Here is a 13,084-nt window from a genome sequence, read left to right as displayed (position 1 = left end):
CCAATATCTTCTTACCATTTCTTTTCCTTGTAGCCAAACATCTTCAATAGGGTTTTGTTCAGGAGCATTTGGAGCTAAACGAATACATCTTATTAACCATTCTTCTTGCCTTTTTCCCTGATTCATTTGCCATAAATACTCTCTCCATTCTTGAGTGCGATGATAAGTAGCCCTCTTAACGTCATCCTAATGGCCATAGATCGTTTTAACTCTCTGGGGTCAGGATTCGACTTGATAAAAACATCTAATTCTTCCATGTTACTCTAGATTTACTTCTATAATTATTTTCTCACATTTCATTCCTGATTGCTATAGTATTTTGGAATTATTATGGCAGAAAAATTGAGGGATAATTTTTCCGACTACCTCCTCGCTCATTCCCCGTTCCTCCTGTCTTCCCCTCCACCGGAGGGTCTCGCGGGTGGGTGATCTCCAGTATAGCTGTCTGTTACCCCTACTAAAAGACAAGTGTTGCGCAAACCCTAATTATATCTATAAAATCAAAAAAGAAAAAAGAAAAAATGGTCAAGATAGAGAAGAATATGATGCTGATCACAAAAGTTTACTCATCTACTTCACTTGACATTAATTGACTAACTCACCTGATTAAAGTTCAATGACTCACTTTATCAATATCAAAAAATCACCAGTAACTTAATCCATAAGTCACCATAGTAACTAGAAAAAAAGCAGATAATATAAAAAGTAAAGTCCGCAGTTAAAAGTAAAACAATGATTATTAAAGACCTCAAGCAAATTATATTTTCTACCACAAGAACCAGCTTAATTGGTCTTGCTGGTATCACTGAAACTCAACCTGCGACTTTTTCCAGTCTTCTAGGCCAGATCAAATCTGATTTTTTATTAGCTTTTAAATACTCATATTGTTTAAAAAATATTTTTGTAAAAACTAATTATTTTCGATGAATAAAGATTTAATTAAAGTCCTTTTAATAGAAGATAATCAAGACGATTTTCTTCTGGTATATGACTTACTGTCACAGGTAGAATCACCAAAAATATTACTAGACTGGGAAAAGACTTACGAAACAGGATTAACAGTAATGAAAAAAAATCAACATGATATTTGTTTGCTTGACTATAACTTCGGAGAAACAAAAGGATTAGAAATAATGAAAACCGCAATTAATCTAGGTTGCCAAACCCCAATCGTATTACTCACAGATACAGAAAATCAAGAATTAGAGATGGATTTAATGAATCAAGGAGTAGCAGATTACTTGAATAAATCAGAAATTAACAAATATACATTAAATCGAATAATTCGCTATACACTTGAGAAGAATCAAAGTTTAAACGCTTTAAAAGAAAGCAAAACAAAGCTACAAGAAGCACAAAAAATTGCTCATTTAGGGAACTGGGAATATGACTTAAAGACGCAAAAAATAACTTGGTCAGATGAAGTATTTCGCATTTTTGGTCTCAACCCTAACAGACCAGAACCAACTTATTCAGAATGGCTTGAAATATTTACTCTCGAAAGCCAACAATTATGGGATAAAAATGCGATTTTAATCTTAGAAAAGGCAGAAAGTTATGAATGTGAATATCAAATCATTCGACCAGATGGTACATTAAGGTATATTTATACTCAGGCTACTTTAGTCGTAGATAATAACTCAGAACCTATAGGCATATTCGGCACAGTGCTAGATATTACAGAGCGCAAAAAAGCAGAGTTAGCTGTGCAGGAACTTAGACAAAAAGAGCATTTATTAGGACTCATTCTAGACCGGATTCATCGATCTTTAAATTTGGATGAAATATTAGAGACTACAGTAGAGTCAGTACGGTTTTTTTTGGAGTGTGACCGCGTCTTAATTTATCGTTTTTTGGAAGAAGGAAAAGGTATCGTAGAAAAAGAATCTGTAGCAGCAGGTAGCAATCCAATTTTAGGTAAAATTATTGACGATCCATGTTTCCCAAATACAGATATTATAGAACGCTATAAACAAGGTTATATTAGTATAATAGAGGATGTTGAAAGCCCAGAACTCAACAAATGCCATGCCGGTCTACTCAAACAGTTTCAAGTCAAAGCAAGTATGGTATTGCCAATTTTAATTAATCAAGAAGGGGAAAAACAAGGTTCGGAAACTACTGCATGGGGATTAATAGTAGCTCATCAATGTACTGATAAACGACAATGGCGAATCTCAGACACCGATCTATTGAGGCGTTTAGCAACTCAGATAGCGATCGCTATTCAACAAGCTCAACTTTACCATCGTTTAGAAAAACTCAATCAAGAATTAGAAAAAATAGCTTATGTTGACGGTTTGACAGGAATTTGTAACCGTCGCCACTTTGAAGAAAAACTGGACCAAGAATGGAAAAGGCTAAGACGAGATAATGCTTCTATGTCAATAATTATGGTGGATATAGATTATTTTAAACCCTACAACGATACTTACGGCCATCAGCAGGGAGACAAATGTTTGCAACAAGTGGCTCAAAGTATTAGTGCTGCAGTGAAACGACCAGGAGATTTTGTAGCTCGATATGGGGGAGAAGAGTTTGTGGTTGTACTGCCAAATACTTCCATAGAAGGAGCGCTGAAAGTTGCAGAAAATATTAGAACACAAATTGAAGCTTTAAGAATTCCCCATACAGCTTCGGCAGTGAGTAAGTTTGTAACAAGTAGTTTAGGAGTGGCAAATAGTTACTGCTCTAATGACTCTAATCCTAAAATATTGCTAGAAGCAGCAGATATAGCTCTATACAATGCTAAAAATGCTGGTAGAAATCAAGTTTATATTGATGATTCATGTATAAACAATTCGTAGGAGCAAAAGCAAGAAATTCATTTAGTCATACAGGTAGTCCTGTAGATATAGCGATCAAATTACGGTGAAGCGATATAGCTAGCGATATAGCTGCCACACTTGCTCTGCCAACGCTTGATTATAATGATGAATAAAATATGTGCTACGCACCCAAATGATTTTCTAATTTTTTAGAAAAAAATAAAGTTTTCCTGACTAAGTGAGAAATTCTAGCCACGTAAAGTATTATTTAATCTTTCTATTGGGACTTACACAACTTAATAAGCAAAATTAGACTATAATGTTTGTCAACCAATAATGATTTGACGTCGAAGCTCTGTGAAGGTCAAAGAAACAACTCCTGTCGCTATACCTCCTTTACAGGACTACCAAAAAATTTAGTTTGGCAATAATTTTTGATTTTTCAGTATTGATCAGTATTCATTCATAGCAGTAAGGTTGATAGACAATATGTGCAACTGCTCTATAAAACTGATACAAAGCGTCACATATAGCAATGTGCGCTGGCATATTTACATACTACAGATTAAGTGCTTGTGTAGCATGAGAGGGCAGCTGTATGGCCTGCAATTTTCATAAATTACGCAGTCACGTCTTTGTCTAGTTTTCTGCTACATTTATGTTACTTATCTAGTACAAAGTAGTTGTATGGCCTGCAATTTTCATAAATTACGCGATCGCGTCTTCGTCAAAGTTTTCAGGATGCGTGTTAATGTTTGCTCCTCTAACATTTACAGGAAGTTGCGATCGTAATTGGTTCGAGATAGGGTGAGAAAATTGTTTACTACCAAAATTACAACCAGGGCAAGTGATCATACTGGATAACGCAACGTTTCATAAGTCAGTTTATATTGAAGAATTAGTGGCCAAGCAAGAGTGTGAAATCTGGTATTTACCACCATACTCACCAGATTTTAATAAGATAGAACGCTGGTGGTTTGTGTTAAAAAATTGGATCAGACAAAGACTCAAATTCTTTGAGAATTTTAGAGACTGTGTGGATGCAGCTTTTATGGAAAATCCTCAAGTTTTTCCATAGTAGCGAAAGATATCAATTATTCCTATAGGATGTATAGTTATTCCAGTTAAGATTGAGACAAGGGGTTTTTTTCCTTGAAAGAGTTTCAGCTGAAAAAGTGTTCCAGTCTTATTCAGAATGACTAAAGTTGCTCAAGCTTCGCGATCACTCTCTAAAAATCATAGCGTTAGCGGAGCTTTGCTGAGGCAATCGCCCTTTTTCATGGGCTATATATAGTGTATTTGCGTAAGTCCTGTGTCTGTTAAATCACGCGTCAAAGGCGCGAGTCTAGCAAACTTTAAGGTGGGCGCGATCGCATGGTTTATGAAAAATATCTGTCATGTAGCAGGGCTTTGTAATATTTTAAATACAATGGTAGTATGTAAATACACCAGCGCACATTGCTATATTTGGTAGTTAAAGCTTTGACCCCATTTAGGCAAGCTTCAGGGATTGATGTTCAGTCTCTACCCTGTGACCTACGCTGTCAACCCAACAACAAGGCGGTAGGAATTTCACCTACAAGGTCATAAGAGTTTTCTCAGGTCGTTAACGAAGTTATCCCGTAGGGAATTTTTTACTTCATGTATGACCTGGAAGGCTTGTTATACCTGCTTTTAGGCAGTTTTTACTAGCCAACGAGTCGCACATAACACCAGCATGAATAGCCTGCGTATAGTAATTGAGTTAAATCGTGCAGACTGTAAAAAAGCTTTTGAAGCGAATCTGAACCAAAGTCTAATTATTTGTAGTGGAAATTTGATTGAAGAAAAAAATCAATTAATTATCCGTGATGTTTGTAGTTTTACTATTGAGTGAAAAATTGCCAATCTAAATTTATAGAAGCGATCGCTCACCTACTCTCAAAAAATAATGTTGAGGTAAGGTTCACAGTACCACAAATATCGGAATTATTTGCATAACAATCTGCAATGTTAGCCTAAAAATCAAAAAAGCCAACACTGAACACTATATGTATATGAATAAAAATTTAGTTAAGCTAAAAAATCAGAGTCAAAGCTAACCAAAGCCTTGAGGTTTGTCTTCCTCCAGTTCTACATCTGGGAAAAATTTGCGAATAATTTCAACATCAGGCTCTGTCTCAATCCACAGACGAGCGCCACCTGCTTGACTTCTATTCGGTTTATGAGGGCGATAGACGATTTTGCAATTTCCCAGAATTTCTATTTCGTGGCAGCGATGGTTTTTGCCTCCTTGTTTGACAGAAATAGCTGGAAGAGATGTACCGTGGTCTCGGTTATAGTCAATTTCTTTGCGCAGCACATGGATAAAAGTATTGCCTGTACGGAATCCTTTATTCCAAGTACAAAGATAATAAACCCCAAGGATTTTGGTAAAATAAATTAGCGTGCATAACTGAAAAATGCAATAGACAAGTGCGCGATGCTGTTAATAAAGCAGCAATATTGGTGATTAATCATTGCCTTAAATATGGAATTTGCCGAATAGTTTTTGGTTGGAATAAACGACAAAAAGATAGTATTAATATCGGTGCAAAAAACAACCAAAATTTTGTACAAATCCCCACGGCTAAACTCAAAGAAAGAATTATTCAGTTATGCGAATTATACGGCATAGAGTTTATTGAAACTGAAGAATCGTATACCTCGCAAGCTAGCTTTTTAGATGATGACTTCTTGCCAAACAGGGCGTGAAAAACCCGGAAGTTGGAAGCCATCAGGCAAGAGAATTAAGCGATGCAGCGCCGCCAAAGGGGGTTTCCCCCATGAGCGACTGCATCAAGACAACGAGGACTCTATCAAACTAAAAACGGTTTGTTAGTTAATGCCGATTGTAATGGCGCAGCTAATATCCTCAAAAAAGTAGCGGCAACTTTAGGGTTTTCCCTTAAAGAAGTCAGTAGAGGCAGTTTGATCGTGCCTTTAAGAATCCAGTTTTGGATTGCTTAAGAATCCCCTGTGCTTCAGCCAGGGGAATATCAAAATTATTCAAAATCTCAACTGAAGATAATTGCTTATAATGCTAATCCTAGTAATAATCAGAAAAATTGACTTATGTCTGGTCAAATAATTAATTCCCCAACTCAATTAATCTCTTTTAATCTTGAGAAACCTATTAATTTACAAATATATGAGCATCGGTTTACTTTTATAGATTTATTTGCAGGTATTGGTGGATTTAGAATTCCTCTAGAAGAATTAGGTGGTAAATGTTTAGGATATTCGGAAATTGACTCTGATGCTATGAAGGTTTATCAGCAAAACTTTCTGAATGGATATATCAATAATAATGAAAAATATCTGGGAGATATTACTAAAATTTCTAAGCTGCCTTGGCAGGTAAATTTGATAGTTGGTGGAGTTCCTTGTCAACCTTGGTCTGTGGCTGGAAAATTAAGAGGTTTTGATGATCGTAGAGGAAAACTTTGGTTTGATACGATTAGAGTTGTAGAGGAAAATCAACCTGAAGCGTTTATTTTTGAAAATGTTCGAGGGTTCATTAGCCCGGTTAATCAAAAGTCATTTGAATTAATTATTCCGCAGTTTGAAAAGATTGGTTATCGTGTCTATTACAAGTTACTTAATTCTGCTGATTTTGGATTGCCTCAAAATAGAGAACGAGTTTTTATTGTCGGGATTAGGAAAGATTTAGATATAGATTGTTTCGATTTTCCTGAACCATTGAATATTCAAACTAAACTATTTCAAGTTATTGATGGTCTCGAGGCTAATTTTGATATTCAAAAGGCAAAATTGTCACCAGATGTTTTGTTTAATGGTAGTATTCCAGTCTCTAGAAATAAATTTCAGAAAAATGATGAGTTGAATGATTTTTTTGTTTTTTGTGATACGAGAAATGGTCATACAACTATTCATTCTTGGGATCTTATCCAGACAACTAAAAGGGAAAAGTTGATTTGTGAAACTATTCTCAAAAATAGACGCAAAAAAAAGTATGGTAAAAAAGATGGTAATCCTTTATCTTTTGCAGATTTATCTGAATTAATAGATAATTTGCAAATTCAAGAATTGAACAGATTGGTTGAGAATAAAATTATTCGTTATGTTGAAAAACAAGGTTATGAATTTATCAACTCTAAAAATTCATCAGGAATTAATGGCATATATAGAATATTTTTACCTCATTCTGAGATTGTGCCGACCTTAACTGCCACAGGTACAAAAGATTGTATAGCTACGGTTTCTATTAATGCGGAAACTCCAGAGGAGTATAAGTCTTTATTTATCAAGGAAATTTATCGGAAGAAAAAGTATAGGTATATAACTGCAAAAGACTGTGGGAAGTTACAAGGTTTTCCCAGTTGGTTTAGAGCGCATAGTAGAGAGAATATTGCTAAGAAACAATTCGGTAATGCTGTGTCTATTCCAGTTGTTTATTATGTGGCTAAGTCTTTAGTTAGGTCAGTAGGTTTTTTTGATTAGATCCAACCTCAGATTAGAGTTTTTTTGATACTTACAACGTCAAATTTTGCCAGTATCTATGAAGAAGCAATTCTGGCAAAGGAAAATCGGAATTACAGAAAACTCCAGAATAGTTTTTGACACCGAAAATTTTCAGGTAAAGGTAGCCATCCTATCTATACACTTATTATTTATGAGGTTGGGGGAGAAAAATTACTAGAAAAAATATTATAGATAGAGGCGATCGCTCACCTAACTAAAAAAATAATTTTGAGGAGGGCTATCAACAGTATTAAAATAATTGGACAAAATTTAACACTATTAGACATTTCTTGTGATATACTAGATATATGTTTAACTTATTAACTATATCTGAAGCAGCAGAACTGCTAGAAGTGTCAACCAAAACAATAGTAGTTATTATTCATCGTTCTGAAGATTCTACTTTTGAAGAAATCTTAGCACAAGATGTAATCGAAATAATTACAGTTTTTTTCTGCCAGACTTTATGGTTCAAGAAGTCATAAAAACAAACAAATTGTCAAACAATTAAAAGAGGTGGCTGACCAATTGAAATGAAATCAATAAAGACTAAACTAAAAGTTAACAATCAACAAAAAACAATACTTGCCAAACACGCAGGAGTTGCACGTCATGCTTATAACTGGGGATTAGCAACTTGCATAAAAGAGTACGAAGAAACTAAAAAACGTCCAAGCGCCATCACCCTGCATAAGCGTTTAGTAGCCGAAGTCAAATCAATTAATCCTTGGTATTATGAGGTATCGATCGGGTGTCCCCCAGCAAGCATTAAGAGATTTAGAGAGGGCATTTAAGAACTTTCTAACTATTCCTCAACGCGGATTTCCAGTCTTTAAGAAAAAAGGTAGAAAATACAGCTTTTACTTAGAAGGAAGTATTAAGATTTTCCAAGGAAACTACATACAATTACCCAGAATAGGAGTAGTAAAAACTTATGAAATCTTACCTTCCGTACCAGTAAAAAACGTCACTATATCAAAAAAAGCAGATAGTTGGTATATCAGTTTTAAGTACAATTTTGAACAAGATCCAACAGAAAAAGTAGGATAAACTATTGGTGTAGACGTAGGAATAAATACATTAGCAACCTGTTCTGATGGCAGTAAATGGGCTAATATCAAAGCCTACAGACAAGCCAAAAAACAATTAGTTCGTCATCAACGTGCAGTCAGTAAAAAAGTTATTGGTTCCAAAAACAGACGCAAAGCAGTAAAAAAACTAGCAAAAGTCCACAAGAAAGTAGCCGATATCAGAGCAGATGCACTACATAAACTCACTTCATGGGCGAGCTTTAAACCACAGCACCATAGTAATTGAGGGCTTGAATGTAAGTGGAATGCTCAAAAACCATAACCCACCCCTCTAGCTCCCCTCCCGGGAGGGGATGGGGGTGGGTGCAGACTGTGGATTTTATGAATTCAAGCGTCAGCTTACATACAAATGTGAATGGTACGGCAGTGAATTAGTAATAGCGGATAGATTTTATCCAAGTTCTCAAATATGTTCAAACTGTGGGCATCAACAGAAAATGCCGTTAAACTTGAGAACTTATGTTAGCGCAGCTTTGCGGAACGCAAATGTAGTGAATGCGGTCTTGAAACTGATAGAGATTTGTTTGCGGAGCATTCCGTAGGAAATGCTGCTATCAACTTGAAAAACTATGTGCATCAGTAGCTTGAGAACAAGAGCGAATTTAAGCCTGTGGAGAAGATAAGTTACAGACTGCGGTCGGTGGTCTTCTGTGTTTGCGCAGCATTGCGTCAGCAAAACAGGAAGCTAGCTCCAAAGCTCATGCAACCATGTATGGGTAAGTTTGGGTAAGTTTAGTAGAACGGTTAGCACTGTCACAAATATCGGAATTATTTCCATAAAAATCTGCAATGTTAGCCTAAAAATCAAAGAAGCCAACATCGAAAACCATATATAATGGAGAAAAATCCAGTTAAGCTAAAAAACCAGAGTCAAAGCTAACCAAAGCCTTGAGGTTTGTCTTCCTCCAGTTCTACATCTCGGAAATATTTGGGAATAATTTCAACTTCAGGCTCTGTCTCAATCCACAGACGGGCACCGCCTGCTTGACTCTTGTTAGGTTTATGAGGTCGATAGACAATTTTGCAGTTTCCTAGAATTTCTACTTGGTGGCAGCGATGGTTTTTGCCTCCTTGTTTGACAGAAATAGCTGGAAGAGATGTACCGTGGTCTCGGTTATAGTCAATTTCTTTGCGCAGCACATGGATAAAAGTATTGCCTGTACGGAATCCTTTATTCCAAGTACCTTGAGGACCTCGACGACCAGGGGTAATTTCTGGCATTCCTCGACGATTTAAAGGAATTACCCAGAAGCGTTTGACTTTTTTGGCTCCTTTGAGACGACCTTGCCTCAAAAGTAACCTGAGTCTGGCAGTAGAAATATTTAGAAGAAATGCTGCTTCTGCTGTACCGACTTGATCTGGTTCAGTATTTGTATCTTTCATAAACTGTTTCGGAACATATTAAGGGTAGACAGGATAAGTATATTCTATCAAACCACAAAGGATTTAATTTGGCAATAATTTTTTGATTTTTTAGTATTGACTTATATATAGTAATCTTAGTAGAAAATTTTATAATTACCCAAAATCTGAACTTAAGACAATTGCTATACTATTCCGGAGCAGATAAAGGAGAAACTGGGATAATCATTTATCATCAAACCGTAGAGGATTTAATTTGGTAAATAATTTTTGATTTTCCAGTATTGATTTATATAGGAAGAGATTAGATGTCAAGGGAAAAGTTAATTGTAGACCCAGGTTTTGTGCATCACCGAAAGATACTAACAGTTTTACAAGAACAAGGTTCGAGAATTATTCAACAAATTAGTTCGATACCAGCAACCACCCCTGAATGGCAAAAAAGAGTATTAATTGACCAGATATATACAAGAATATTGCTCGAATTCTGTAAGGTAAAAGAAATTAAGACTCTTGAAGAAATTCTTCTAGAAAAACGTTGTAGGCTTTTCTGCTCAATCGTTAAGCTTAAACCTTGTAAGGAAATATATGAAAAGGGTGAAAATGACCGTGTTGTTTTAGAGCCTGAAGCATTTGAAGGAAGTGAATTAACTGTAGAATTACATATAACTGTAGGTCGCGTAACTGGAAGTACATTAAAAACAGAACTCGGACGCGGTGGTAATTTTGCCGTCATAGCTGAATATTTTGTTTCAAAAGATAATAAATTAATATTTCATCCTTTAGTAATAGGCTTTCCTTACATCGAAAATATTGAAACAGGCGAACTGTCTTGGACTTTATACAGCGACTTTTACAATCTTTCTTTATATTGAAGACTTTGATGAATTCTCAAAAATAAAAGAACAAAATATGCCTAAGGACTTTGAGGAAATGAAGCATATCAAAGAAAATGTTTTTAAAGTCGCCTTGGGGAAAATTCTCTCAGAGTCTATCCCTAAAGACTGGGGTGGGGAAACTTCAGATTTTATCACTTCCCATCTACACTACCAAGGGAGGCGTCTTAGAGCAGCGTTTTTATTAAAAGGACCCGCTAAGTTCAATCCAATGACCTTTAAACATTTGGGTAAGAATGGAGACCAAATTGTTAGGCTGGCTAAAGAACCAGCTGACGTATTAATTGTTCAACACTGTCATGACATTACATCCTCAGTTATTGAAACATTGAAAGTTTTTGCAACACAGCCTTCCAATCCAAGGTATTATTGCTTTCTGGATGGCAGAGAATCTTTAAGGTTGTTAGAGGCTTACGACCTTAAGAAGTGGGCACTTGATGAATCTAAAAAAGGATAATAAATCCTACTATTATTTTAACCATGACGAAACTTAAAACTAGATTTTAGTGATCGTTTCTGTTTTCCCTTTTTTTTTCTTCCTTTCTCTTCCCTACCTCTCAAAACAAATGCCCCTAATACTCCCCCCCAATCATTTCCAAAAAATTTCCACCCACGCCGAAACATCCTACCCAAATGAATGTTGCGGCTTACTTTTAGGTAAGCAAAACCAACAGGCAAAAACAGTCATCGAAGTCTGGCCTGCTGAAAATGCCTGGCAAACAGAAGCAGATGAGTATTGGCCGGAACAAAAAGATTTTACAGAAGAACGAAGATATGCAATCTCCCCAGAACTAATGCTGAAAGCAATGAAATATGGAAGAGAACGCCACATCTCCATCATCGGCATTTATCATTCCCACCCAGACCATTCAGCCATCCCTTCAGAATTTGATCGTACCTACGCCTGGCCAGAATATTCCTATATCATTCTATCCATCCAAAAAGGCAAAACTGTTGACTTTCTCTGTTGGTCTCTTGACCACAACAATCAATTTCAATCGGAAGAAATAATTAAAAGATAAGTAACTTGGTATATAGAAGGTTTAATTTAGATAATTTTGGCAAAATGTTAAGCATACTTGTCAAACAATACTATCTACTAGAAAAATATCTAGGCCGAAATTGCCATGTTAAATCCGAATCTGGAACAAGTCCAGTTAAATACAGAAGAGTATCAACGTTATTCGCGCCATTTAATTTTACCGGAAGTAGGATTAGATGGTCAGAAACGTCTTAAGGCAGCCAAAGTTCTATGTATAGGCACTGGCGGTCTTGGTTCCCCACTATTGTTATATCTAGCAGCAGCAGGAATTGGAAATATTGGAATTGTAGATTTTGATATTGTCGATCATTCCAACCTGCAACGACAGGTTATTCACGGAACCTCTTGGGTAGGTAAGCCAAAAATCGAATCTGCCAAAAATCGGATTCACGAAATTAACCCCCACTGTCAAGTTGACCTTTACGAGACGAGGCTAAGTTCAGAAAATGCCCTCGACATTCTTAAATCCTATGATGTAGTTGTCGATGGTACTGATAATTTCCCGACCCGTTATTTGGTTAATGATGCCTGCGTTCTTCTGAACAAACCTAATGTCTACGGTTCAATTTTCCGTTTTGAGGGTCAGGCAACTGTCTTTAATTATGAAGGTGGACCTAACTACCGCGACCTCTACCCAGAGCCACCGCCTCCAGGAATGGTACCTTCCTGTGCAGAGGGTGGTGTTTTAGGAATTTTGCCTGGAATGATTGGAGTTATCCAAGCGACAGAAACTATCAAAATTGTTTTGGGTCAAGGTACAACTCTCAGTGGTAGATTGTTACTTTATAATTCCTTGGATATGACTTTCCGGGAGTTGAAACTGCGTCCTAATCCAGTACGACCAGTGATTGAAAAGTTGATTGATTACGAACAGTTTTGTGGCATTCCTCAAGCTAAAGCACAGGAGACAGAAAGTAAGATGGCTATTCCAGAAATGACGGTTCAAGACTTGAAGCAATTATTGGATAGTGGGGCAGATGATTTTGTCTTAGTTGACGTGCGGAACCCCCACGAATATGAGATTGCTCAGATTCCTGGGTCTGTTTTAGTGCCGTTGCCAGATATTGAGCAGGGTGATGGTGTGACAAAGGTTAAGGAATTAATGAATGGTCATCGTTTAATCGCTCATTGTAAAATGGGTGGGCGATCGGCAAAGGCGTTAGGTATTCTGAAGGAGGCTGGTATTGAGGGTACTAATCTCAAAGGTGGAATTACTGCCTGGAGTCAGGAAATAGATTCTTCTATGCCTCAATATTGAGGTAGCATTGACATCCTCTCCAGCCTAAAGGCGCGGAGATTCCTACCGAGCCTTAGCTCCTCGGTGGGTTGACGTTTCACAGGCTGCTGCTACTTTTGCAGTAGTCTTACGCTTGCCTCCGCGTCCGTTTAATGTCTCGGACTGCCCGCCCGCGACTAATATAT

At 36.7% G+C, this 13,084-nt stretch carries 14 protein-coding genes and 3 pseudogenes; 14 read left to right on the top strand and 3 right to left on the bottom strand.

The genetic code is table 11. The annotated features are described in order from the left end of the window. Positions 1–171, bottom strand: a pseudogene (locus tag F6K15_RS35680) (IS630 family transposase); the annotation flags it as partial. 752 nt (positions 172–923) lie between these two features. On the opposite strand from F6K15_RS35680, the gene F6K15_RS35675 reads away from it, so the two are divergent. From F6K15_RS35675 to F6K15_RS35665, 3 genes and pseudogenes are all read left to right on the top strand, one after another. Beyond that, entirely contained in the window at positions 924–2,807 is a 1,884-nt protein-coding gene (locus tag F6K15_RS35675; protein WP_293070520.1) for a diguanylate cyclase domain-containing protein, read from the top strand. A 799-nt stretch (positions 2,808–3,606) separates the two neighbouring features. Beyond that, positions 3,607–3,846, top strand: a pseudogene (locus F6K15_RS35670) (transposase); the annotation flags it as partial. A gap of 639 nt (positions 3,847–4,485) precedes the next feature. Continuing rightward, positions 4,486–4,644, top strand: coding sequence for a hypothetical protein (locus F6K15_RS35665; RefSeq protein WP_293070518.1), 159 nt, complete (start codon positions 4,486–4,488; stop codon positions 4,642–4,644). 201 nt (positions 4,645–4,845) lie between these two features. Here the strand turns inward: F6K15_RS35665 and F6K15_RS35660 are convergent, their stop codons facing one another. Next, positions 4,846–5,109, bottom strand: a complete 264-nt coding sequence (locus tag F6K15_RS35660; RefSeq protein WP_293070516.1) for a hypothetical protein — start codon at positions 5,107–5,109, stop codon at positions 4,846–4,848. Positions 5,110–5,222: 113 nt separating this feature from the next. On the opposite strand from F6K15_RS35660, the gene F6K15_RS35655 reads away from it, so the two are divergent. The 7 genes and pseudogenes from F6K15_RS35655 to F6K15_RS35625 all read left to right on the top strand — a co-directional run bounded on the left by F6K15_RS35655 (position 5,223) and on the right by F6K15_RS35625 (position 8,904). Continuing rightward, complete coding sequence (locus tag F6K15_RS35655) at positions 5,223–5,501, top strand: IS200/IS605 family accessory protein TnpB-related protein (protein WP_293070515.1); 279 nt, start codon at positions 5,223–5,225, stop codon at positions 5,499–5,501. A 360-nt stretch (positions 5,502–5,861) separates the two neighbouring features. After that, positions 5,862–7,250 (top strand): DNA cytosine methyltransferase, encoded by a 1,389-nt coding sequence (gene dcm, locus F6K15_RS35650; RefSeq protein WP_293070513.1) that lies wholly within the window; start codon positions 5,862–5,864, stop codon positions 7,248–7,250. Between the two features lie 392 nt (positions 7,251–7,642). Beyond that, positions 7,643–7,808: pseudogene (locus tag F6K15_RS35645) on the top strand (IS607 family transposase); the annotation flags it as partial. Beyond that, a complete protein-coding gene (locus F6K15_RS35640) occupies positions 7,805–8,065 on the top strand; it encodes a helix-turn-helix domain-containing protein (RefSeq protein WP_293070511.1) in 261 nt (86 codons plus the stop codon). The pseudogene F6K15_RS35645 and the gene F6K15_RS35640, both read left to right, overlap by 4 nt. Continuing rightward, a complete protein-coding gene (locus F6K15_RS35635) occupies positions 8,007–8,321 on the top strand; it encodes a hypothetical protein (RefSeq protein WP_293070509.1) in 315 nt (104 codons plus the stop codon). The genes F6K15_RS35640 and F6K15_RS35635 overlap by 59 nt, the downstream gene beginning before the upstream one ends. A 3-nt stretch (positions 8,322–8,324) precedes the next feature. Beyond that, on the top strand, positions 8,325–8,588 hold the full coding sequence (locus F6K15_RS35630) for a transposase (protein ID WP_363269424.1): 264 nt from the start codon (positions 8,325–8,327) through the stop codon (positions 8,586–8,588). 67 nt (positions 8,589–8,655) lie between these two features. After that, entirely contained in the window at positions 8,656–8,904 is a 249-nt protein-coding gene (locus F6K15_RS35625) for a zinc ribbon domain-containing protein (protein WP_293070508.1), read from the top strand. A gap of 334 nt (positions 8,905–9,238) precedes the next feature. Here the strand turns inward: F6K15_RS35625 and F6K15_RS35620 are convergent, their stop codons facing one another. Beyond that, complete coding sequence (locus tag F6K15_RS35620) at positions 9,239–9,745, bottom strand: DNA-binding protein (protein WP_293070506.1); 507 nt, start codon at positions 9,743–9,745, stop codon at positions 9,239–9,241. Positions 9,746–10,032: 287 nt separating this feature from the next. Here F6K15_RS35620 and F6K15_RS35615 point away from each other — a divergent pair, with 287 nt between their 5' ends. The 4 genes from F6K15_RS35615 (at position 10,033) to moeB (ending at position 12,920) form a co-directional block, all read left to right on the top strand. After that, positions 10,033–10,599 carry a hypothetical protein gene (locus tag F6K15_RS35615; RefSeq protein WP_293070505.1) on the top strand — a complete coding sequence of 189 codons (567 nt, stop codon included), beginning with the start codon at positions 10,033–10,035 and terminating at the stop codon, positions 10,597–10,599. Beyond that, the gene (locus tag F6K15_RS35610) at positions 10,538–11,077 is read left to right on the top strand and encodes a hypothetical protein (RefSeq protein WP_293070503.1); all 540 of its coding nucleotides are present in this window, start codon (positions 10,538–10,540) and stop codon (positions 11,075–11,077) included. The genes F6K15_RS35615 and F6K15_RS35610 overlap by 62 nt, the downstream gene beginning before the upstream one ends. A gap of 109 nt (positions 11,078–11,186) precedes the next feature. After that, positions 11,187–11,642: a M67 family metallopeptidase gene (locus tag F6K15_RS35605; protein WP_293070501.1), complete on the top strand. Its 456-nt coding sequence runs from the start codon at positions 11,187–11,189 to the stop codon at positions 11,640–11,642. Between the two features lie 105 nt (positions 11,643–11,747). Continuing rightward, complete coding sequence (gene moeB, locus F6K15_RS35600) at positions 11,748–12,920, top strand: molybdopterin-synthase adenylyltransferase MoeB (RefSeq protein WP_293070499.1); 1,173 nt, start codon at positions 11,748–11,750, stop codon at positions 12,918–12,920. Positions 12,921–13,084 lie beyond the last annotated feature (164 nt).

The organism is Okeania sp. SIO2B3 (genome assembly GCF_010672525.1).
GTDB lineage: Bacteria > Cyanobacteriota > Cyanobacteriia > Cyanobacteriales > Microcoleaceae > Okeania.
Note: the sequence above shows the minus strand (reverse complement) of the source record. Positions and strands in the feature narration are given on the sequence as shown.

Bases quoted from the DNA above. Each gene is read 5' to 3' on its own strand.
- F6K15_RS35675 (WP_293070520.1), top strand. From the start codon at position 924: ATGAATAAAGATTTAATTAAAGTCCTTTTAATAGAAGATAATCAAGAC.
- F6K15_RS35665 (WP_293070518.1), top strand. From the start codon at position 4,486: ATGAATAGCCTGCGTATAGTAATTGAGTTAAATCGTGCAGACTGTAAA.
- dcm (WP_293070513.1), top strand. From the start codon at position 5,862: ATGTCTGGTCAAATAATTAATTCCCCAACTCAATTAATCTCTTTTAAT.
- F6K15_RS35640 (WP_293070511.1), top strand. From the start codon at position 7,805: ATGAAATCAATAAAGACTAAACTAAAAGTTAACAATCAACAAAAAACA.
- F6K15_RS35635 (WP_293070509.1), top strand. From the start codon at position 8,007: ATGAGGTATCGATCGGGTGTCCCCCAGCAAGCATTAAGAGATTTAGAG.
- F6K15_RS35625 (WP_293070508.1), top strand. From the start codon at position 8,656: ATGGGGGTGGGTGCAGACTGTGGATTTTATGAATTCAAGCGTCAGCTT.
- F6K15_RS35620 (WP_293070506.1), bottom strand. From the start codon at position 9,745: ATGAAAGATACAAATACTGAACCAGATCAAGTCGGTACAGCAGAAGCA.
- F6K15_RS35615 (WP_293070505.1), top strand. From the start codon at position 10,033: ATGTCAAGGGAAAAGTTAATTGTAGACCCAGGTTTTGTGCATCACCGA.
- F6K15_RS35605 (WP_293070501.1), top strand. From the start codon at position 11,187: ATGCCCCTAATACTCCCCCCCAATCATTTCCAAAAAATTTCCACCCAC.
- moeB (WP_293070499.1), top strand. From the start codon at position 11,748: ATGTTAAATCCGAATCTGGAACAAGTCCAGTTAAATACAGAAGAGTAT.